The 18937-nt window shown below is 63.8% G+C and carries 25 protein-coding genes; all 25 read right to left on the reverse strand.

Annotated features, from left to right (window positions below):
- Window positions 1-152 precede the first annotated feature (152 nt).
- Window positions 153-977 carry a type I methionyl aminopeptidase gene (map, locus tag LJ754_RS01870; RefSeq protein WP_227912814.1) on the reverse strand — a complete coding sequence of 275 codons (825 nt, stop codon included), beginning with the start codon at window positions 975-977 and terminating at the stop codon, window positions 153-155.
- 66 nt (window positions 978-1043) lie between these two features.
- Window positions 1044-1616 (reverse strand): adenylate kinase, encoded by a 573-nt coding sequence (locus LJ754_RS01875; protein ID WP_227912813.1) that lies wholly within the window; start codon window positions 1614-1616, stop codon window positions 1044-1046.
- Window positions 1613-2923 (reverse strand): preprotein translocase subunit SecY, encoded by a 1311-nt coding sequence (gene secY / locus LJ754_RS01880; RefSeq protein WP_227925090.1) that lies wholly within the window; start codon window positions 2921-2923, stop codon window positions 1613-1615. The genes LJ754_RS01875 and secY overlap by 4 nt, the downstream gene beginning before the upstream one ends.
- 247 nt (window positions 2924-3170) lie before the next feature.
- Complete coding sequence (rplO, locus tag LJ754_RS01885) at window positions 3171-3626, reverse strand: 50S ribosomal protein L15 (protein WP_227912811.1); 456 nt, start codon at window positions 3624-3626, stop codon at window positions 3171-3173.
- 1 nt (window position 3627) lies between these two features.
- A complete protein-coding gene (gene rpmD, locus LJ754_RS01890) occupies window positions 3628-3840 on the reverse strand; it encodes a 50S ribosomal protein L30 (RefSeq protein WP_227912959.1) in 213 nt (70 codons plus the stop codon).
- A gap of 2 nt (window positions 3841-3842) precedes the next feature.
- Window positions 3843-4526: a 30S ribosomal protein S5 gene (gene rpsE, locus LJ754_RS01895; protein ID WP_227912810.1), complete on the reverse strand. Its 684-nt coding sequence runs from the start codon at window positions 4524-4526 to the stop codon at window positions 3843-3845.
- Window positions 4527-4555: 29 nt separating this feature from the next.
- Window positions 4556-4939: a 50S ribosomal protein L18 gene (gene rplR, locus LJ754_RS01900; RefSeq protein ID WP_227912809.1), complete on the reverse strand. Its 384-nt coding sequence runs from the start codon at window positions 4937-4939 to the stop codon at window positions 4556-4558.
- 2 nt (window positions 4940-4941) lie between these two features.
- Window positions 4942-5478, reverse strand: a complete 537-nt coding sequence (gene rplF, locus LJ754_RS01905; protein WP_227912808.1) for a 50S ribosomal protein L6 — start codon at window positions 5476-5478, stop codon at window positions 4942-4944.
- Between the two features lie 18 nt (window positions 5479-5496).
- Window positions 5497-5895, reverse strand: a complete 399-nt coding sequence (gene rpsH / locus LJ754_RS01910) for a 30S ribosomal protein S8 (protein WP_146361106.1) — start codon at window positions 5893-5895, stop codon at window positions 5497-5499.
- Window positions 5896-5985: 90 nt separating this feature from the next.
- On the reverse strand, window positions 5986-6555 hold the full coding sequence (rplE, locus tag LJ754_RS01915; RefSeq protein ID WP_227912807.1) for a 50S ribosomal protein L5: 570 nt from the start codon (window positions 6553-6555) through the stop codon (window positions 5986-5988).
- Window positions 6555-6914, reverse strand: a complete 360-nt coding sequence (gene rplX, locus LJ754_RS01920; RefSeq protein WP_227912806.1) for a 50S ribosomal protein L24 — start codon at window positions 6912-6914, stop codon at window positions 6555-6557. Before rplX ends, rplE begins: the two co-directional genes overlap by 1 nt.
- Before the next feature lie 3 nt (window positions 6915-6917).
- Window positions 6918-7286: a 50S ribosomal protein L14 gene (gene rplN, locus LJ754_RS01925; RefSeq protein WP_055239356.1), complete on the reverse strand. Its 369-nt coding sequence runs from the start codon at window positions 7284-7286 to the stop codon at window positions 6918-6920.
- Window positions 7287-7676: 390 nt separating this feature from the next.
- The gene (rpsQ, locus tag LJ754_RS01930; protein WP_146361100.1) at window positions 7677-7982 is read right to left on the reverse strand and encodes a 30S ribosomal protein S17; all 306 of its coding nucleotides are present in this window, start codon (window positions 7980-7982) and stop codon (window positions 7677-7679) included.
- The gene (gene rpmC / locus LJ754_RS16810) at window positions 7979-8308 is read right to left on the reverse strand and encodes a 50S ribosomal protein L29 (protein WP_269437386.1); all 330 of its coding nucleotides are present in this window, start codon (window positions 8306-8308) and stop codon (window positions 7979-7981) included. Before rpmC ends, rpsQ begins: the two co-directional genes overlap by 4 nt.
- A gap of 2 nt (window positions 8309-8310) precedes the next feature.
- Window positions 8311-8727, reverse strand: coding sequence for a 50S ribosomal protein L16 (gene rplP, locus LJ754_RS01940; protein WP_146361096.1), 417 nt, complete (start codon window positions 8725-8727; stop codon window positions 8311-8313).
- A complete protein-coding gene (gene rpsC, locus LJ754_RS01945; RefSeq protein WP_227912805.1) occupies window positions 8728-9570 on the reverse strand; it encodes a 30S ribosomal protein S3 in 843 nt (280 codons plus the stop codon). It abuts the gene before it with no gap.
- Window positions 9571-9936 carry a 50S ribosomal protein L22 gene (gene rplV, locus LJ754_RS01950; protein WP_227912804.1) on the reverse strand — a complete coding sequence of 122 codons (366 nt, stop codon included), beginning with the start codon at window positions 9934-9936 and terminating at the stop codon, window positions 9571-9573.
- Window positions 9937-9974: 38 nt separating this feature from the next.
- The gene (gene rpsS, locus LJ754_RS01955) at window positions 9975-10256 is read right to left on the reverse strand and encodes a 30S ribosomal protein S19 (protein WP_104052734.1); all 282 of its coding nucleotides are present in this window, start codon (window positions 10254-10256) and stop codon (window positions 9975-9977) included.
- A 12-nt stretch (window positions 10257-10268) separates the two neighbouring features.
- Window positions 10269-11108, reverse strand: coding sequence for a 50S ribosomal protein L2 (gene rplB, locus LJ754_RS01960; protein ID WP_146361090.1), 840 nt, complete (start codon window positions 11106-11108; stop codon window positions 10269-10271).
- 30 nt (window positions 11109-11138) lie between these two features.
- Complete coding sequence (gene rplW, locus LJ754_RS01965) at window positions 11139-11444, reverse strand: 50S ribosomal protein L23 (protein ID WP_066295939.1); 306 nt, start codon at window positions 11442-11444, stop codon at window positions 11139-11141.
- Window positions 11441-12055, reverse strand: coding sequence for a 50S ribosomal protein L4 (gene rplD / locus LJ754_RS01970; RefSeq protein ID WP_227912803.1), 615 nt, complete (start codon window positions 12053-12055; stop codon window positions 11441-11443). The genes rplW and rplD overlap by 4 nt, the downstream gene beginning before the upstream one ends.
- A 4-nt stretch (window positions 12056-12059) precedes the next feature.
- Window positions 12060-12716, reverse strand: coding sequence for a 50S ribosomal protein L3 (gene rplC / locus LJ754_RS01975; protein ID WP_227912802.1), 657 nt, complete (start codon window positions 12714-12716; stop codon window positions 12060-12062).
- 16 nt (window positions 12717-12732) lie between these two features.
- Window positions 12733-13041 (reverse strand): 30S ribosomal protein S10, encoded by a 309-nt coding sequence (rpsJ, locus tag LJ754_RS01980; RefSeq protein WP_146361073.1) that lies wholly within the window; start codon window positions 13039-13041, stop codon window positions 12733-12735.
- Between the two features lie 574 nt (window positions 13042-13615).
- Window positions 13616-13747, reverse strand: coding sequence for a hypothetical protein (locus LJ754_RS16815; RefSeq protein ID WP_269437385.1), 132 nt, complete (start codon window positions 13745-13747; stop codon window positions 13616-13618).
- 32 nt (window positions 13748-13779) lie between these two features.
- The gene (locus LJ754_RS01985; RefSeq protein WP_227925091.1) at window positions 13780-18174 is read right to left on the reverse strand and encodes a hypothetical protein; all 4395 of its coding nucleotides are present in this window, start codon (window positions 18172-18174) and stop codon (window positions 13780-13782) included.
- Window positions 18175-18937 lie beyond the last annotated feature (763 nt).

Consider the following 18937-nt stretch of genomic DNA (forward strand, 5'->3'; position numbering starts at 1 on the left):
ACAACCAACAGATAACTCTACGGGAAGAGGACCCATAAGTTAAATCGCTCCACCTGTCCAGTCCGAATCCTGCCTGGACAGCCGATGCTCCCCTACGAGAGCAGGCCCCGTTCCAAACCGGAACGGGGCCTGCATGGGCAATGGATCGCCCGCTACGGGATGGGAACCGGAGTGACGCCGAGCGGCTCAAGCCTGGAGGCACCGCCGTCGGGCGCGGTCAGCACCCAAATACCCTTTTCGTGAATTGCCACGGAATGCTCCCACTGGCTGGACCGGCTGCCGTCTTCGGTGATTACGGTCCAGTCATCATCCAAGGTGCGGGTGGTGATCTTCCCGCGGACCAGCATCGGTTCGATGGCCAGGCACATTCCCGGGCGCAGCTTCGGACCGTTGTGGCCGGTGCGGTAGTTCAGCACATCCGGGGCCTGGTGCATTTCGGTACCGATGCCGTGGCCGACATAGTCCTCCAGGATCCCCAGCCGCTTGCCGGGTACCCCGCTGACGTAGTCATCCACGGCTGCTCCGATATCCCCCACGAACCTGCCCTTGGCGGCTGCGGCGATGCCGTGCCACATGGCTTCCTCGGTGACGTCGGAGAGCCGCTGGTCCTCGGGGTCTGCGGTACCCACAATCACGGTGCGTGCCGAGTCCGAGTGCCACCCGCGGACCACGGCGCCGCCGTCGATGGAAATGATGTCGCCGTCCTGCAGCACCCGGTCCCCCGGGATGCCGTGGACAACTTCTTCGTTCACCGACGTGCAGACCGTGGCCGGGTAGTCGTGGTAGCCCAGGAAATTGGAGGTGGCTCCCTTTTCCCGCAGGACCCCCGCGAATACTGCGTCGATCTCGCGGGTACTCACGCCCACATCGGCGGCCTTGACGGCGGCGTCAAGCGCGGAGATCAGCACGAGGCCGGCTTCGCGCATGATGCGCATCTGTTCATTTGTCTTGTACTGGATCCGGGGCTGGCCGAACATGTGTCTTCTAACTTCCTAGCGGATAACTCTTTGGCGCTGCCTGGCATTCGCCACGTGCCGGATGTGTCAGCGCAGGTCCTTCAGCGCGTCCATGACCCGCTCCGTGACCTCGTCGATGGCGCCGAGGCCGTCCACGCGGGTGACGATCCCCCGGTCTTCGTAGCGGGCAACGACGTCGGCCGTCTGCTGCTTGTAGAGGTCCAGCCGGTGGCGGATGACGTCTTCGGTGTCATCGCTGCGGCCTTCAAGCTCGGCCCGCTTGAGCAGCCGCGCCACCAGTTCGTCGTCGTCGGCGGTCAGCAGCAGCACGGCGTCGAGCTTCTGGCCGTTGCCGGCCAGGATGTCGTCCAGTTCCTCGACCTGCGCCACAGTGCGCGGGTAACCGTCCAGCAGGAAACCGCGCTCGACGTCGTCCTCCTGCAGGCGGGTGCGGACCATGCCGTTGGTGACGCTGTCCGGGACGAAGTTTCCGGCGTCGATGAACTTCTTGGCTTCAACGCCCAGGGGCGTGAGCTCCTTGACGTGGGAGCGGAAGATGTCTCCGGTCGATATTGCCGTGACACCGAGGCGGTCCGATATCCGGGCGGCCTGAGTTCCTTTACCGGCCCCGGGAGGCCCGATAATGAGCATTCTTGTCATCGCAATAACCCTTCGTAGTGACGTTGCTGGAGCTGCGCGTCAATTTGCTTAACCGTTTCCAGTCCCACACCAACCATGATGAGGATTGACGTTCCGCCGAACGGGAAGTTCTGGTTGGCTCCAACAACGACCAGAGCAATCAGCGGGATCAGGGCGACAAAGCCCAGGTACAGGGCGCCGGGCAGCGTGATCCGGGAGAGCACGTACTGCAGGTACTCGGCGGTGGGGCGGCCGGCCCGGATGCCGGGGATGAAGCCGCCGTATTTCTTCATGTTCTCCGAAACCTCGTCCGGGTTGAACGTGATGGAGACGTAGAAGTACGTGAAGAAGACGATCAGGAGGAAGTAGACCGCCATGTAGAGCGGGTGCTCGCCGCTGACCAGGTGGTTGTTGATCCACACGACCCAGCCGGCAGGCGAGCCGGTGCTGGGGGTGTTGAACTGCGCGATCAGCGTGGGCAGGTACAGCATGGAGGACGCGAAGATCACGGGGATCACGCCGGCCATGTTGACCTTGATCGGAATGTAGGTGTTGGTGCCGCCCACGGTGCGCCGCCCGACCATGCGCTTGGCGTACTGCACCGGAATACGGCGCTGGGACTGCTCGACCAGGACCACCAGGGCCACTACGAGGATGCCGATGCCAAGCACGCCGAGGAACACGGTCCAGCCCTTGGACGTGATGATGGCGCCGAGGGCGCTGGGGAAGGACGCTGCGATGGAGGTGAAGATCAGCAGCGACATGCCGTTGCCCACGCCCTTCTCCGTGACCATTTCGCCCATCCACATGATGACGCCGGTGCCGGCGGTCAGGGTGATGATCAGCAGGAGGATCGTGACGATGCCCTGGTCCGGAATGATGTCGTACGGGCACTGGTTGCCGAACAGGGCACCCGTGCGCGCCAGGGAAACCACCGTGGTTGCGTTCAGCAGGCCAAGGGCGATGGTCAGGTAGCGGGTGTACTGGGTCAGCTTCGACTGGCCCTGGGCGCCTTCGTCATGCAGCGCCTGGAAGTGCGGAATGACCACGCGCAGCAGCTGCACGATGATGCTCGCCGTAATGTACGGCATGATCCCGAGCGCAAAGATGGAGACCTGCAGCAGGGCGCCGCCGCTAAAGAGGTTGACGAATTCATATATGCCACCCGAGGTGGCACCCAGATCCAAGCACTGCTGCACATTGCCGTAGTCAACACCCGGGGCCGGGATAAAAGCACCCATGCGGAAGATAGTGATGATACCCAGCGTAAACAACAGCTTGCGTCGCAGGTCTGGCGTCCGGAAAGCCCGGCCAATAGCGCTAAGCAAGCGTCCTCCTGAAGTTTGGAAAGTCCCATGCGGACTTGTGACAGAAACAGAGTCTAGCCGCTCCGACCCCGTACTGCGTTAACGGCGTACGGGGCGCGGTAGTTGCGTTAAACAGAACTGAACTCCCGGCGGACCGTTCGCCGGCCCGCCAGGAGTTCAGGGGTGAAACATGGGATCGTGCACCCCTCCCCTGCCGGCACGCTCGGTGCGCCCGGCCGGGGAGGGAAACAGGCCCGCCACGGAAGTCTTAGACCTCGGTGGTGGATCCGCCTGCTGCGGCGATCTTTTCTGCAGCGCTGGCGGAGAAGGCGTTGGCGGAGATATCAACCTTGACGGTGATATCGCCGGAGCCGAGAACCTTCACGGGCTGGTTCTTGCGAACCGCACCCTTGGCAACCAGTGCTTCGATGGTCACGGCGCCGCCTTCGGGGAACAGCTCCGAGATCTTGTCCAGGTTTACGACCTGGAACTCGACCCGGAACGGGTTCTTGAAGCCGCGCAGCTTCGGCAGGCGCATGTGCAGCGGAAGCTGCCCGCCTGCGAAACCGGCCTTGACCTGGTAGCGGGCAGCCGTACCCTTGGTACCGCGGCCTGCCGTCTTACCCTTGGAACCTTCACCGCGGCCGACGCGGGTCTTGGCCGTCTTGGCACCGGGTGCCGGACGCAGGTGGTGGACCTTCAGAGTCTTGATTTCTTCGGGCATGTTACTTCGCCTCCTCAACCTTCACGAGGTGCGGAACCGTGTTGATCATGCCAACGGTCACGGCGTCTGCAGTACGGACGACGGAGTCGCCGATGTGCTTCAGGCCCAGTGAACGCAGCGTGTCGCGCTGATTCTGCTTACCACCGATGGTGGACTTAATCTGAGTGATTTCGAGCCGCGCCGAGCTAACGGCGACGTTCTTCGGAGTCGTCATCATCAGGCACCTGCCTTCTGCATGTTGCGGAGCATTGCGGCCGGAACAACCTGGTCCAGCGGCAGGCCGCGGCGGGCTGCCACTGCCTGGGGCTCTTCGAGGCGCTTCAGCGCATCAACCGTGGCGTGCACGATGTTGATGGCGTTGGAGGATCCGAGCGACTTGGACAGAACGTCGTGGATTCCGGCGCATTCGAGGATGGCGCGGACCGGACCACCGGCGATAACGCCGGTACCCGGGGAAGCCGGACGCAGCAGGACTACGCCTGCAGCAGCTTCACCCTGGACGAGGTGCGGGACGGTTCCACCGATGCGCGGGACGCGGAAGAAGGACTTCTTGGCTTCTTCGACAGCCTTTGCGATAGCGGAGGGAACTTCCTTTGCCTTGCCGTAGCCAACGCCGACCATGCCGTTGCCGTCACCGACAACAACGAGGGCGGTGAAGCTGAAGCGACGGCCACCCTTGACCACCTTGGCAACGCGGTTGATGGTAACGACGCGTTCAATGAACTTGTCCTTGTCATCGTTGCGTCCGCCGTCGCGGCCACCGCGGCCACCGCGTTCGCCGCGGCCTCCACGGTCGGAGCCGGAGCGCTGCTCGCCGCGACGTCCGCCGCGGCGGTCGTCGGTACCGGTTGCTGCGGCGTCCTTGGTCTCAGTTGCCTCAGCAGCTGTAGCTTCAGTCACCTGATTTTCCTTTTCCTTGTTTACCTCGGTCACAGTGCCAGCCCACCTTCACGTGCGCCGTCTGCAACTGCAGCAATGCGGCCGTGGTAGCGGTTACCACCGCGGTCAAAGACAACGGCTTCAACGCCGGCGGCCTTGGACCGCTCAGCGACGAGTTCGCCAACGCGCTTGGCCTTGGCGGTCTTATCGCCTTCCAGTGCACGCAGATCCGCTTCCATGGTGGAGGCGGAAGCCACGGTTACGCCACGGGTGTCATCGACAACCTGGACGAAGATGTGGCGGGCAGAGCGGTTAACCACCAGGCGGGGACGGGCCCCGGTGCCGGAAATCCGCTTGCGGATACGCAGCTGGCGACGGCTGCGCAGGGCAGACTTGCTCTTGCTGTTTCGCTTCTTATTGATGCTGATGGCCATGGTTACTTACCAGCCTTTCCGACCTTGCGGCGGACAATCTCGCCGGCGTAACGAATACCCTTGCCCTTGTAGGGGTCGGGCTTACGCAGCTTGCGGATGTTGGCGGAAACCTCGCCCACCTGCTGCTTGTCGATACCGGACACGGTGACCTTCGTGGGGCCTACCACGGTAAGCGTGATGCCTTCCGGGGCCGTGACGGGAACCGGGTGGCTGTAGCCCAGGGCGAACTCGAGGTCCGCACCCTTTGCTACAACGCGGTAACCGGTACCAACGATTTCCAGGTCCTTCTTGTAGCCCTCGGTCACGCCGGTGATCATGTTGCTGATCAGCGTGCGGGTCAGGCCGTGGAGGGAGCGGGATTCACGCTCGTCGTTCGGTCGGACAACGGTGATGATGCCGTCTTCCAGGGAAGCCGTGATCGGGCTGGGCACAGTGTGGCTCAGCTCGCCCTTGGCGCCCTTGACGGACACAACGTTGCCGTTGATGGCGATATCTACTCCGGCAGGAACCGGGATGGGCAGACGTCCAATACGTGACATTTTTCTTTCCCTTCCCTGCTACCAGACGTAGGCGAGGACTTCCCCACCTACGCCCTTCTTGGCGGCCTGGCGGTCGGTCAGGAGACCTGACGACGTCGACAGGATTGCGATACCCAGGCCACCCAGCACGTGCGGCAGGTTGGTGGACTTCGCGTAAACGCGCAGACCGGGCTTGGAGATGCGGCGTACACCGGCGATGGAACGCTCGCGGTTCGGACCGAACTTGAGGTCCAGGGTCAGCTTCTTGCCGACCTCGGCTTCTTCTTCCTTCCAGCCGGCAATATAGCCCTCGGCCTTCAGGATGTCAGCAACGCGCGCCTTGAGCTTGCTGTAGGGCATGGACACGGAATCGTGGTATGCCGAGTTTGCATTGCGCAGACGCGTGAGCATATCTGCGACAGGATCTGTCATTGTCATTTGGGCTCTTGCCCTCCCTCGTAACGGTTTCCTGCAGGAGTTCCGTGCGGCGTTGCCTCACGGGTGTCCGTCGGACCTGTTACGTAGTAATTAATCTTCGGATTTGAACGGGAAGCCGAGCGCCTTCAGCAGCGCGCGTCCCTCGTCATCGGTCTTTGCGGTGGTAACCACGGTGATGTCCATGCCGCGTACGCGGTCGATCTTGTCCTGATCGATTTCGTGGAACATCGACTGCTCGGTCAGACCGAACGTGTAGTTGCCGTTGCCGTCGAACTGCTTGCCGTTCAGGCCGCGGAAGTCACGGATACGGGGCAGGGCCAGGGTGACCAAGCGGTCTACGAATTCCCACATGCGGTCGCCGCGCAGGGTAACGTGCGCGCCGATCGGCATGCCTTCGCGCAGCTTGAACTGTGCGATGGACTTGCGTGCCTTGGTGACCTGGGGCTTCTGGCCCGTGATCTGGGTGAGGTCCCGGACGGCACCGTCAATGAGCTTGGAGTCCTTGGCGGCATCTCCAACACCCATGTTCACGACAACCTTGACGAGGCGGGGAACCTGGTTGACGTTTGAGTAGTTGAATTCGTCCTGCAGGGTCTGCTTGATCTCCGCTGCGTAGCGGGTCTTCAGACGGGGAACGATCTTGGTGACAGTCTCAGTCATTAGAGGTCCTTCCCAGAGCCCTTGGCCACGCGGATACGCACAGTGCGCTCACGGCCATTCTTTTCGACGGTTTCAGTGCGGAAGCCAACGCGGGTCGGCTTCTTGGTCTCCGGGTCGACGACTGCGACGTTGGAAACGTGGATCGGGGCTTCGACAACCTCGATGCCGCCGGTCTTGGAACCGCGGGAGGACTGGCCAACCTTGGTGTGCTTGGTGACGCGGTTGATGCCTTCAACGAGAACGCGGTTGCTCTCGGGGAAGACCTTCAGAACCTTGCCCTGCTTACCGCGGTCTCCGCCGCGCTCAGCCTTTGCACCGGTGATGACCTGAACGAGGTCACCCTTCTTGATCTTTGCCATGGACTACAGCACCTCCGGAGCCAGCGAAATGATCTTCATGAACTTCTTGTCGCGAAGTTCGCGGCCGACCGGGCCGAAGATACGGGTACCGCGGGGGTCTCCGTCGTTCTTCAAGATCACTGCAGCGTTCTCATCGAACTTGATGTAGGAACCGTCCTGGCGGCGGCGTTCCTTCTTGGTACGGACGATGACGGCCTTGACCACGTCGCCCTTTTTGACGTTGCCGCCGGGAATTGCATCCTTGACGGTGGCAACAATGGTGTCGCCAATGCCTGCGTAGCGACGGCCGGATCCACCGAGAACGCGGATGGTCAAGATTTCCTTGGCACCCGTGTTGTCGGCGACCTTCAGTCGCGACTCCTGCTGAATCACTTATTACTCCTGTCGTCGCGCCGGTTCTCAGTACTGAGCCTTGCGGAACGGATATGGGTGGACCCCGTAATACTGGTACTCAACGCCTGGCCGGCAGGCCGCACGCCAGTGCAGGCTGCCTTTACGGCGTCGAACAAGATTATCGGGCTTTTGTCTCATTCGGCGGTGAGGAAGCCGGGCCGGATCAGGCCCCAGATTCGGGCCGCACTCCGGACACACTTCCGCACCGCACAGACAAGATTTCAAGTTTATCGCGAAAAGGCCCCGGAAGCGAAATCGAAGACGATAACGCGGCCGGGGCCCCTCACGCTTGGACGGGGCCGGCGTGCCCTTGGTCCGCTAGGACCGAAGGACACACCGGCTGGCCGGCCGGTACTTCTTACTACTAGGTTACTTGGCCTTCTCGAGGATCTCGACCAGGCGCCACCGCTTGGTCGCAGACAGCGGCCGGGTCTCGGCGATCAGAACGAGGTCGCCGATGCCGGCGTCGTTCTGCTCGTCGTGGGCCTTGCGCTTGGAAGTCCGGCGAATAACCTTGCCGTAAAGGGCGTGCTTCACGCGGTCTTCAACCTCGACAACGATGGTCTTATCCATCTTGTCCGAGACCACGTAGCCGCGTGCGGTCTTCCGGTACCCGCGGGCATCGGCTCCGTTTGCGTCAGTTGTCACTGCTGCCTCATTCTTGTTTTCGCTCATTTGGCATCATCCTCAGCGACCTTGGCTTCAGATTCAGACTCAGTAGCCTTCTTCTTGGACTTCTTCGGTGCCTCGGGTGCTGCTTCCTCAACGGGAGCGGCAACCTCGGGACGAATGCCCAGCTCGCGCTCACGCAGCACCGTGTAGATGCGGGCGATATCGCGCTTGACTGCACGCAGACGACCGTGGTTTTCCAGCTGGCCGGTGGCCGACTGGAAGCGGAGGTTGAACAGCTCCTCCTTGGACTTGCGCAGTTCCTCGACGAGACGGTCTTTATCGAAGCCGTCCAGCTGCTCAGTTGTCAGCTCTTTTGATCCAACTGCCATTTCTATTCACCACCCTCGCGACGCACAATGCGTGCCTTCAACGGCAGCTTATGGATCGCCAGGCGCAGTGCCTCACGAGCTACCTCTTCAGAAACACCGGAGAGTTCGAACAGAACCCGGCCCGGCTTGACGTTTGCAACCCACCACTCCGGAGAACCCTTACCGGAACCCATGCGGGTTTCGGCCGGCTTCTTCGTCAGCGGACGGTCCGGATAAATGTTGATCCAGACCTTTCCGCCACGCTTGATGTGGCGTGTCATGGCAATACGCGCAGCTTCAATCTGGCGGTTGGTGACGTACGCAGGCGTCAGAGCCTGGATACCCCACTCGCCGAAGCTGACGGCGGTGCCGCCGGTTGCAGCGCCGGAGCGACCCGGGTGGTGCTGCTTACGGAACTTGACTCGACGTGGGATAAGCATTTAAGCCTGTCCTCCTTCTGCTGCGGGGGCAGCTGCCTCAGCGGCCGGAGCCTCTGCAGCAGGCGCGGCGGCCTTGTCGCCGCGGTCGTTGCGACGACGGCGGTCGCCGCCGCGGTCGCCACGGTCGGCTGCCGGGCCGCGGCCCGGACGGTCGTTGGAGCGTCCGCGGGACGGTGCAGCAGCCTGCTGTGCAGCCAGTTCCTTAGCGGTGACGTCGCCCTTGTAGATCCATACCTTCACGCCAATGCGGCCGAAGGTGGTCTTGGCCTCGAAGAAGCCGTAGTCGATCTGCGCGCGGAGGGTGTGCAGGGGCACACGGCCTTCGCGGTAGAACTCCGAACGGCTCATTTCGGCGCCGCCCAGACGGCCGGAGCACTGGATACGGATACCCTTTGCACCTGCACGCTGTGCGGACTGGATGGCCTTCTTCATCGCACGGCGGAAAGCCACGCGGGAAGAGAGCTGCTCAGCAACACCCTGGGCAACAAGCTGGGCTTCCATCTCGGGGTTCTTGACCTCGAGGATGTTCAGCTGAACCTGCTTGCCGGTGAGCTTTTCCAGCTCGCCGCGGATACGGTCTGCTTCGGCGCCGCGGCGGCCGATCACGATGCCCGGACGTGCAGTGTGGATATCCACACGGACACGGTCACGGGTGCGCTCGATCTCAACCTTGGCGATGCCGGCGCGGTCCATGCCAGTGGACATCAGCTGACGGATCTTGATGTCCTCGCGGACGAAGTCCTTGTAACGCTGGCCCGGCTTGTTGCTGTCAGCAAACCAGTGCGATACGTGGTCAGTGGTGATGCCGAGTCGGAACCCGTGCGGGTTTACCTTCTGTCCCACTTAGCGTTCCTCCTCGTTCGTAGGGGTTGCGACTACCACGGTGACGTGGCTGGTCCGCTTGTTGATGCGGTAGGCGCGGCCCTGGGCCCGCGGCTGGAACCGCTTCATGGTGGGTCCTTCATCAACGAATGCTTCGCTGATGTAGAGGTCACCTTCGTCGAAGGCCACGCCGTCACGGTCCGCGAGGACTCGTGCATTGGCCATAGCCGACTGAACTACCTTGAATACCGGCTCCGAAGCTGCCTGGGGGGCAAACTTCAGAATTGCCAGAGCCTCATTCGCTTGCTTGCCACGAACAAGGTTGACGACGCGCCGGGCCTTCATAGGCGTTACGCGGATATGACGCGCAATTGCCTTGGCTTCCATTGCTTTCCTTCTCTCGTCTTCTGCCGAAAGAGCAGCGCCTAGCGGCGCTTGCCCTTGCGGTCGTCCTTCACATGGCCGCGGAATGTCCGCGTCAGAGCGAATTCGCCGAGCTTATGCCCGACCATCGACTCGGTGACAAACACCGGAATGTGCTTACGTCCATCGTGTACGGCGATCGTGTGCCCGAGCATGTCGGGGATGATCATCGAACGGCGGGACCACGTCTTGATGACGTTCTTGGTGCCCTTTTCGTTTTCGGCCGCTACCTTAAGGAACAGGTGCTGGTCGACGAAGGGGCCTTTCTTCAGGCTGCGTGGCATGTTTCCAGGCTCCTATCGCTTGTTCTTGCCGGAACGACGGCGACGCACAATGAGGTTGTCGCTCTCTTTATTGGGGCGGCGGGTACGGCCTTCGCGCTTACCATTCGGGTTGACCGGGTGGCGTCCACCGGAGGTCTTACCTTCACCACCACCGTGCGGGTGGTCAACCGGGTTCATGGCGACACCGCGGACGGTCGGGCGAACGCCCTTCCAGCGCATACGGCCGGCCTTGCCCCAGTTGATGTTGGACTGCTCGGCGTTGCCGACCTCGCCAATCGTGGCGCGGCAGCGGACGTCAACGTTGCGGATTTCACCGGAGGGCAGACGCAGCTGGGCGAAGCGGCCTTCCTTGGCAACGAGCTGAACAGAAGCACCGGCGGAGCGGGCCATCTTGGCACCGCCGCCCGGACGCAGTTCAACGGCGTGGATGGTGGTACCCACGGGGATGTTGCGCAGCGGCAGGTTGTTGCCGGGCTTGATGTCAGCCCCGGCGCCGGCCTCTACGAAGTCGCCCTGCTTGAGCTTGTTCGGAGCAATGATGTAACGCTTGGTGCCATCAACGTAGTGCAGCAGCGCAATGCGGGCGGTACGGTTCGGATCGTATTCGATCTCGGCAACGCGAGCGTTGACGCCGTCCTTGTCGTGGCGACGGAAGTCGATCAGACGGTACTGACGCTTGTGTCCACCACCCTTGTGCCTGGTCGTGATCTTACCGGTGTTGTTACGGCCGCCCTTCTTGGGCAGCGGACGTACCAACGACTTTTCCGGCGTTGACCGCGTGATTTCGGTGAAGTCGGCTACGCTCGAGCCGCGACGGCCCGGGGTAGTCGGCTTGTATTTACGGATTCCCATTATTTATTCCTCGTTAAAGTGGTCTCCGCCCTAGCTGAGCGGACCGCCGAAGATGTCGATTGTGCCGTCCTTGAGGGTGACAATTGCGCGCTTGGTGCTCTTGCGCTGTCCCCATCCGAACTTGGTGCGCTTACGCTTACCGGCACGGTTGATGGTGTTGATCGAGTCGACCTTGACGGAGAAAATCTTCTCCACGGCCAGCTTGATCTCGGTCTTGTTCGAGCGGGGGTCGACCAGGAAGGTGTACTTACCTTCGTCGATCAGGCCGTAGCTCTTTTCCGAGACGACGGGTGCAAGCACTACGTCGCGCGGGTCCTTAGCGGTGGTCGCGCTCACTTGGCGTCCTCCTTGACAGTGTTCTTGCCGACGAACTCGTCGTAGGCAGCCTTGGTGAAGACCACGTCGTCGGAAACCAGCACGTCGTAGGTGTTCAGCTGATCTACGTAGATCACGTGAACTTCCGGGACGTTGCGCACGGACAGTGCAGCAACATCGTTGGCGCGCTCGATAACAACGAGCAGGTTCTTGCGGTCGGAAACCGAACGCAGGGCGCTCAGTGCGTCCTTGGTGGAAGGCTTGGTGCCTTCAACCAGGGATTCGAGGACGTGGATACGGCCGTTGCGTGCCCGGTCAGACAGGGCGCCGCGCAGTGCAGCAGCCTTCATCTTCTTGGGGGTGCGCTGGCTGTAGTCGCGGGGCGTCGGTCCGTGGACAACGCCGCCACCGGTCATGTGAGGCGCACGGATCGAGCCCTGGCGAGCCCGGCCGGTGCCCTTCTGCTTGAAGGGCTTGCGGCCTGCACCGCTAACCTCGGCGCGGGTCTTCGTCTTGTGCGTACCCTGGCGGGCGGCTGCAAGCTGAGCAACTACCACCTGGTGGAGCAGCGGTACGTTCGTCTGAACGTCGAAGATCTCTGCGGGGAATTCAACAGTGGTTTCGTTAGCCATGAGACTAAGCTCCCTTCACGGCGGTGCGTACGAGGACGACCTGGCCGCGGGCGCCGGGAACGGCACCCTTGATCAGCAGGAGCGACTTCTCGGCGTCCACACCGTGAACCGTGAGGTTCATGGTGGTGTGCTTGACAGCGCCCATGCGGCCTGCCATCCGAACGCCCTTGAAGACGCGTCCCGGGGTGGATGCGCCACCGATGGAACCCGGCTTACGGTGGTTCTTGTGTGCACCGTGGGAGGCACCGACGCCGTGGAAGCCGTGACGCTTCATGACACCGGCAAAGCCCTTGCCCTTGGAGGTTCCGGTGACGTCGACCTTCTGGCCGGCTTCGAAAATCTCAACGGAGAGTTCCTGGCCCAGCTCGTAGGTGTCGGCATCTGCGGTACGCAGTTCAACTACGTGGCGGCGCGGCGTGACGCCGGCCTTTTCAAAGTGGCCGGCCAGCGGCTTGGTCACCTTGCGCGGATCGATCTGGCCGTAGCCGATCTGAACGGCGGTGTAGCCGTCCTTTTCCGCGCTGCGCAGCTGCGTGATGACGTTGGAGTCAGCCTGGACGACGGTAACGGGGATGAGCTTGTTGTTCTCGTCCCAGACCTGGGTCATGCCGAGCTTGGTGCCCAGCAGTCCCTTTACCTGGCGTGTAAGTGAAGTAGACATATTATCCGCTCCCCCCCTACAGCTTGATTTCGATGTTCACGTCTGCAGGCAGGTCAAGACGCATAAGCGAGTCAACGGCCTTGGGCGTGGGGTCAATGATGTCGATCAGGCGCTTGTGCGTGCGCATTTCAAAGTGCTCGCGGCTGTCCTTGTACTTGTGCGGCGAACGGATAACAACGTAAACGTTCTTTTCCGTGGGCAGCGGCACGGGGCCTACTACCGTTGCGCCTGCACGCGTGACCGTCTCAACGATCTTCCGTGCTGATACGTCGATGACCTCGTGGTCGTACGACTTCAGCCGGATGCGGATTTTTTGTCCCGCCATGGCGTCGTGCCTCTTTCTTCGAGTAATGCTCTCTGTACAGTTTTTGCGCCGAACTGCCTTACGGCCTGGCACCCCTCCAACAGACTGAATCCGGATGAATCCGGGTTCCTCACCCTGTCGAGGCTCCGACCCCCGCGCTCGGGCGTGTCGCGGTGTTGAGACCGACGACCCCGAGAAAGAATAGGGGCGGGTTATATATGGGCTCTTCCCCTGAAGGATCCGACCCTGCACCAGGCATTATCCTGGCCGGGACGCAATCTCACCACTGCCTGTTTCCTGCAGTTCAGCAGGAGCAAGGGCGCGTGTGGGCACAAAAGCGCTTGAACAACTTCTCTAGTCTGCCAGACTTGGGCACGGATGGCCAATCAGGCACCGCACCTACGACAAGGCAATGCCGGTGTAGCGGCATACCTTGCACTATCTGGCTGCTGCCGCCCGGGCCTGAGGTTTCCCTGCCCGAGGTTTCCAAGGGCCGATGTTTCCAAAGGGCCAGCGGAGCGTCAACTTCCAACAGTCTAACCCAGGCGCCGCGGCTCCCTGAAACGGTGTCCGTGGCAGGCCGCATCTCCTGGACTCAGGGCATGCCGTCCCGGTTGGACCGGCGGATCCGCTTGGTGCGGTCGATTTCGGAACGGAAGTTCTTCCGGGTCCAGCCCACACCGGCGGCGACGGCTGCCGCAATGACCAAAAGAATGAGAAGTTCCATCCTCCGAGCCTAGCGGAGGATTGAACTTCGTGTCAGAGGGTGCGCCCACCCGCGCCCGGGGCTTCCGGGGCTTGGCTGTCCGGGTCCGGACCGTTTTCCGGCAGTGGCGGTGCCGGGGGCGCCCCGGGCACCGGCTGCGTCCAGGGCGCCGCCTGGATCGTCCCCGAAGAGGGCGCTCCTCCCGGCGCCGGCTGCATAAGCCCCGGGCCCGCCGCTCCCCCGGCCGGTGCAATTGGGTCCGAGTGATGCGTTCGGTTCTGCTCCGTGCCGTCGGCGTCGGAACGGACACGGGTGAGCCGCCATACAGCCAGCGCGATCAGTCCGACACCCAGCAGTGCCAGCAGGAGGAAGGTATAGCCGCGCAGGTACCACAGCACGGCCAGCACCACACCTGCCGCTCCCCACATGGTGAACAGCCGCCGGCTGGCCAGCAGTCCGAAGGCGAGCAGGCCGGCATGGGCCACCAGTGCCCACAGCTGCTTGCCTCCGCCTCCGCTGATGACGGTGAGCAACCCGCTCGCGGAGAGGATGGCGGCAGAAACCGTCAGGAAGGCCGTTCCGCGCTGTTCGCGCCTTCGCAGGAACTCGTAACCGGCCATCGCGGCCAGCACGCACGCCCAGTACTGCACGGACCAGAAGACGTTCACCCCGCCCAGCACCAGCCAGCTAATCCGCTGAACCGCCAAGGCAGTGAGGACGGCTCCTCCCTGCATTGCCTGTTCGCGCCACTGCCGGGGAAGCTCCGGGAGTGCCAGGGCCGCGGCCGCGATGACGGTCACGGACCCCGCCACGGCAGTTGAATCCGACGCCATGGCGGGAACTGCGGCTATCGCAGCGACTAGTGCAGAGGCGCAACCCATGATCCGACGCCTCAGCAACTGAGGGAAACCGGAACCGGCGCCGGGCACCTGCACGGCACTGTCCGGTGCGCTTTCGTCGCGGGGGTCCCAGCTGCGTCCTGCCGGAAGGAACGCACGAAGCAGCTGAAGCAGGGCAGCTGCCGCCCAAGCGGCAGCGAGGAACCTGTACCCGGCCGCCCCAAGACCTTTGGAGTAACTGTCCCCCACTGCAGCCGACAGGCATAGTGCCGCGGCGAACAGGAGCGGCGGGGTTCCCAATGCTGCCCATGGCTGTGCCCGGCTGTAGGACAGGACCAGGCACACTGCCCCGCCCATGGCGAAGCCAGCGGATGCGAGGAACGCGTTTCCGGTGGCCCCGGCTGTGAACAGGACGGCAGCCGCGTACCCCGCCGACGCAGCCAGCAACGGCATCCTGGTATCCGCGTGCCAGGACCGCCGGGTCTCTCCCCACAGCGCTGCCGCACCGAGGGCGAGCAGAACCAGGCCCGCGGCTTCCGAGCTGAGCACCGGTTCGGGCAGCAAGCCCTTCTCCGCCACATCAGGCAGGCCGGAAAGGACCAGCGGCAACGCCCCCAGCGCCAGGGCTGCCGGATAGAGTATCCATCCAGAGCGTGCTTCGGAAGCCCGGTGCCGCCGGGCGAAGGCTGGTACCGCTGCGGCCAGGAGCAGCAGCAGCAGAACTGCCGCCACGTCCCGGCGGGCTTCCGTGCCAGTGTGCAGGGCGTAAAAACCGGGTGCCAGGACCAGCAGGGCCAAGCTGATCCACAGTGATGTTTCGGAGTAGCCGCCGCCGTCAAGGCGTCGGTGCAGCGCCGTTCGCACCAGGTGCTGCGCCGCCGTTGCTGCCGCTCCTGCTGCCACCAAGCCGTGCGCATCGGCACCAAGGTCCGCAACCGCCAATACGGCCAAGACGATCAGCAGTCCCTGAACCGCCAACAGGTACAAGCCCCGGTTCGGCTGCCTGCGGTTCACTGCAAGACCGGCGGCATAGGCCAGGCCGGCCAGGACCAGCAGTTCGTAGCCGCGCAGGCCCAGGAGCCCGGCACCCACGGCAGCCGCCGCGGCAAACCCGGCTGGTGCAGCCGGCTCGAACCTGTCCGGGACCAACAGCGAAGCAGCTGCGTTGGCGGCAAGGGCCGCCCACAGCAAGGCAAGGCTCCAGGCCGCAGGGCCTTCCACGCCGCGTGACGCAGCCGCGGCAAGGACTGCGATGAGGGCAGCGGCAGTGATCAATTCCGCAGCCAGCGGCAGCGGCCGCCCCCGGCGGAGGCGGACGGCGGCAGCCACCTGCGTAAACACTGCGACCGCAGCAGCGCAGGCGATCAGGAACAGCAAGCTGCCCGGGTCGCCGGTCCCCCGCGGCAGCAGGGCATACGCCCCGGGCACCGCCGCGGATGCGGCGAGGCCGCCCCACCGGCCGGCGCCGGCCAGTCCCATCGGCTCTATGCGGGCGGCAAACAGGGTCCGCAGCAGGTGCAGCACACCGATGCTCACCGCGAGGGCAGCGAAGATCCGGTGCACATTTCCGGTCACATCCGCAGCCACCAGCCCGGAGAGGACAACAACCAGGGCCTGCGCAGCCAGCAGGTGGGCCCCTCGCAACGGCGGGCGGCGTGGCGTGACCGGGGGACGCTGCAAGTGCGAAGAAATCCTGGCGAACAGCACAACGCAGTACGCCAGTGCGGCTGCCGTCAGCAGTTCGTAGCCCCGCAGTCCCAGGACGCCCGCCCCGATAAGGGCCGCCGAGAGGAAACCTGCCGGGCCGGCAGCGAGGTACCGCCCCCTCGGGTGCAGTACCGAGGTCAGAACGTTTGCGGCTACCAGTACCCACAGGCCGGCCAAAGCGAGCCCCGGGTCCTCGGCCCCGCGCAGGCCGCAGGCGAGCAGCACAGTTCCAGCCGCGGCTGACAAGGCTGTTATACCCGGCCGGTATTCCGGTTTCCCCTGCCGGAGGCGCAGCACCGTCATTACCTGATTCGCTGCCAGGGCCGCGGCCGTTCCGGCGAGGGCCCAGGCACCCGGATCCGCTCCAACGGACTCTGCCAGGGATGCCAGGAGCACCAGAGGCACCAGCAGGACTGCGGCTGCGCGTGCCGCGAGGACAAACACCGCTCTCCGACCGGGGCCGCTGCGTACTGCGCGGATGACCAGGTAGGCAGTGAGGGCTGCGGTAACCAGCACTGCCGGCCACAGGGATACCCGGGGCTCCACAGCCGTGGGAACCAGCACCAGAAGCACTGGGACGGTAACCCCGAACTCCAGCACCCCGCCAACCTTCCAGCCGGCGGCAAGGTAGGCCAGCAGAACCACAAGGGCCGTACCGGCGAACACAGCCATGTTCCCACCCCACATGCCAAAGGCGTAGGCCAGGCCTGCCAGCACCCCTGCTCCGGCCTGAACCGCCAACAGCACCGCAACATCCACGCGGAAAAAGCGCCCGGCCGACTGCTGCACTGTCCGTGCCGGCTTTTTAACCAGGCTGACCGAAGCGGCCCCGGGAGTATCCGCACCGAACAGCTCAGGCAGGCTTCCGCCCTGGCCACCCACGGCCCCTGCGGTTTGGGGAGCGCCGGTTCCGCTGCTGCGGTGCCGCCTGGCCTCGTCCGCATTGTCCAGCGGCAGGCCCGCTGCCCTGGATGCGGCTTGCATCAGTGCAGCGGCGCCGTAAACCGGACGCCGCAGCAGGACGCCCGCCAGTTGGGCCAGGACCTGTACGGCAAAGGCCAGCAACGTGGCTTGGCCGCTGTCGGTGAATGAGTAGAACAAGGCTGTGAGCCCCACGGTGCCCGCAGCACGCAGTCCGTAGCTGTTTACCAGCATGTGGCGGTCCGGGCCCTGCCACAGCATGACCGCGTAGTAACAGGCGAAGGCGAGGAAGAGGACTGCCAGCTGCGCGGCTCCCAGATCATCTGAAATCCAGGCTGAGGCAACCGCGGTGGCCGGTACGAGGTAGCGGTGGGAGCGGACAAAGGCGTCCAGATAAAGGTTGTTCAACCATTTGGGGCGGCGGACTGCCGCGAGGCTGATCAGGGTCGCGAGGACGACCGTAGACAGGAAATACCAAACAATTCCCCAGCGGAGGGCGGCACCGGAGGCCAATCCCGAAGACAACAGGAACGTGAGCGCCAGGTAGGCCACCACCCGGCTTTCGATCTTTGCTGCGGCATAGGCGAAGGCGGCGGTTCCGGCAACGGAAGTGAACAGCCAGGCGGCCGGGCCGTCATGGAGGACGAGGTTGAACAGCGCCAGTCCCACAACCGGTATCAGTGCCAGTCCGGTACCGGTGAAGGCGACGGCTGCCGGACGGAGCCGCCGGCTGCGGGCATGGATCACCAGTCCCGAGACGTAAAACAGTGCCGTCACCGCAACCACGCCGGAGAAGCGCGCCTGCTCGGGTATGGCCAGGCCGATAAACAGGGCGGCAGCTGCCACCAGCAACAGGCTGGCGGAGTACAGCGTGATGTTGATGTTCCGCAGGTCCCGGCGGCGTTTCTCCTCGCGGAGTTCAGCCTCGGTCTTGGCCCGCGGCGGTTCTGGCGCCGGCACCGCGGGCGGTGCCGGCGGCATGCCCTGTCCCCGCCGCGCAACCAAGGACGGATCGGCTGCGATAGATGCCGCGCTGGCGCCGGCCGGAACCGGCGCCGCTGACGGCAGCACCGAATGAGCAGACTGGGCAAAATTCACGTTGGCAGAGTTCGCCGGAGCAGAGTTAGCCCGAGCAGAGTTCGGTGGCACAAAAGCCGGTGGAGCGGCCGTCACGTGCGGTTCTGCATGGTCGCCGGCAGTGGTCTGGGCCGCTTGTACAGCCTGCGCTGCTTGTGGAGCGTGCGCTGCTTGTGCCGCAGCGCCGGCGTAGCCGGCCCGGTACCCCTCGTCATAGATCTGGTCCGGTGGCGGCAAGGGCCTGCCCATACTGTCCATTCCGCGCGCTGCCCTGCGGCCCGCTGAACGGCCTATGAAATAGCTGGCTGTGATTGCAGCCAGGAAAAGCAGGAAGACCCCCATCGATCTGCTTCCTTCCGGTTTTTGTGCTCCAGCCGGTATTGGCTCTTGCCTATCCTAGGGTGACGGCGCTCACTTCCCCGGCAAGGGGCGCTCCGGTGGACAAAGGGCCTGCATCCCGGTCCGTCGCCGCTGTGTGGAGGAGAGGTCCCGTCCGGCCGCTTCCGCCCCGCCCGGCCTGGCCGGGCCACCCGTCCGCCCGGCCTGGCCGGGCCACCCGTTTCCACCGCTGATCCCTACCGCAGCGCAGCCGATTCGCTTCACGGCGGAACCGGACCGCGGGAGGCTGTTCCGACCCGGATACCAAGCTGGTAGCGTCGGCGCACGA

Source organism: Arthrobacter sp. zg-Y40, from assembly GCF_020731535.1.
Lineage (GTDB): Bacteria > Actinomycetota > Actinomycetes > Actinomycetales > Micrococcaceae > Arthrobacter_B.

Bases quoted from the DNA above. Each gene is read 5' to 3' on its own strand.
- map (WP_227912814.1), bottom strand. From the start codon at position 977: ATGTTCGGCCAGCCCCGGATCCAGTACAAGACAAATGAACAGATGCGC.
- LJ754_RS01875 (WP_227912813.1), bottom strand. From the start codon at position 1,616: ATGACAAGAATGCTCATTATCGGGCCTCCCGGGGCCGGTAAAGGAACT.
- rplO (WP_227912811.1), bottom strand. From the start codon at position 3,626: ATGCCCGAAGAAATCAAGACTCTGAAGGTCCACCACCTGCGTCCGGCA.
- rpmD (WP_227912959.1), bottom strand. From the start codon at position 3,840: ATGACGACTCCGAAGAACGTCGCCGTTAGCTCGGCGCGGCTCGAAATC.
- rplR (WP_227912809.1), bottom strand. From the start codon at position 4,939: ATGGCCATCAGCATCAATAAGAAGCGAAACAGCAAGAGCAAGTCTGCC.
- rplF (WP_227912808.1), bottom strand. From the start codon at position 5,478: ATGTCACGTATTGGACGTCTGCCCATCCCGGTTCCTGCCGGAGTAGAT.
- rpsH (WP_146361106.1), bottom strand. From the start codon at position 5,895: ATGACAATGACAGATCCTGTCGCAGATATGCTCACGCGTCTGCGCAAT.
- rplE (WP_227912807.1), bottom strand. From the start codon at position 6,555: ATGACTGAGACTGTCACCAAGATCGTTCCCCGTCTGAAGACCCGCTAC.
- rplX (WP_227912806.1), bottom strand. From the start codon at position 6,914: ATGGCAAAGATCAAGAAGGGTGACCTCGTTCAGGTCATCACCGGTGCA.
- rpsQ (WP_146361100.1), bottom strand. From the start codon at position 7,982: ATGAGCGAAAACAAGAATGAGGCAGCAGTGACAACTGACGCAAACGGA.
- rpmC (WP_269437386.1), bottom strand. From the start codon at position 8,308: ATGGCAGTTGGATCAAAAGAGCTGACAACTGAGCAGCTGGACGGCTTC.
- rplP (WP_146361096.1), bottom strand. From the start codon at position 8,727: ATGCTTATCCCACGTCGAGTCAAGTTCCGTAAGCAGCACCACCCGGGT.
- rplV (WP_227912804.1), bottom strand. From the start codon at position 9,936: ATGGAAGCCAAGGCAATTGCGCGTCATATCCGCGTAACGCCTATGAAG.
- rpsS (WP_104052734.1), bottom strand. From the start codon at position 10,256: ATGCCACGCAGCCTGAAGAAAGGCCCCTTCGTCGACCAGCACCTGTTC.
- rplB (WP_146361090.1), bottom strand. From the start codon at position 11,108: ATGGGAATCCGTAAATACAAGCCGACTACCCCGGGCCGTCGCGGCTCG.
- rplD (WP_227912803.1), bottom strand. From the start codon at position 12,055: ATGGCTAACGAAACCACTGTTGAATTCCCCGCAGAGATCTTCGACGTT.
- rplC (WP_227912802.1), bottom strand. From the start codon at position 12,716: ATGTCTACTTCACTTACACGCCAGGTAAAGGGACTGCTGGGCACCAAG.
- rpsJ (WP_146361073.1), bottom strand. From the start codon at position 13,041: ATGGCGGGACAAAAAATCCGCATCCGGCTGAAGTCGTACGACCACGAG.
- LJ754_RS16815 (WP_269437385.1), bottom strand. From the start codon at position 13,747: ATGGAACTTCTCATTCTTTTGGTCATTGCGGCAGCCGTCGCCGCCGGT.
- LJ754_RS01985 (WP_227925091.1), bottom strand. From the start codon at position 18,174: ATGCCGCCGGCACCGCCCGCGGTGCCGGCGCCAGAACCGCCGCGGGCC.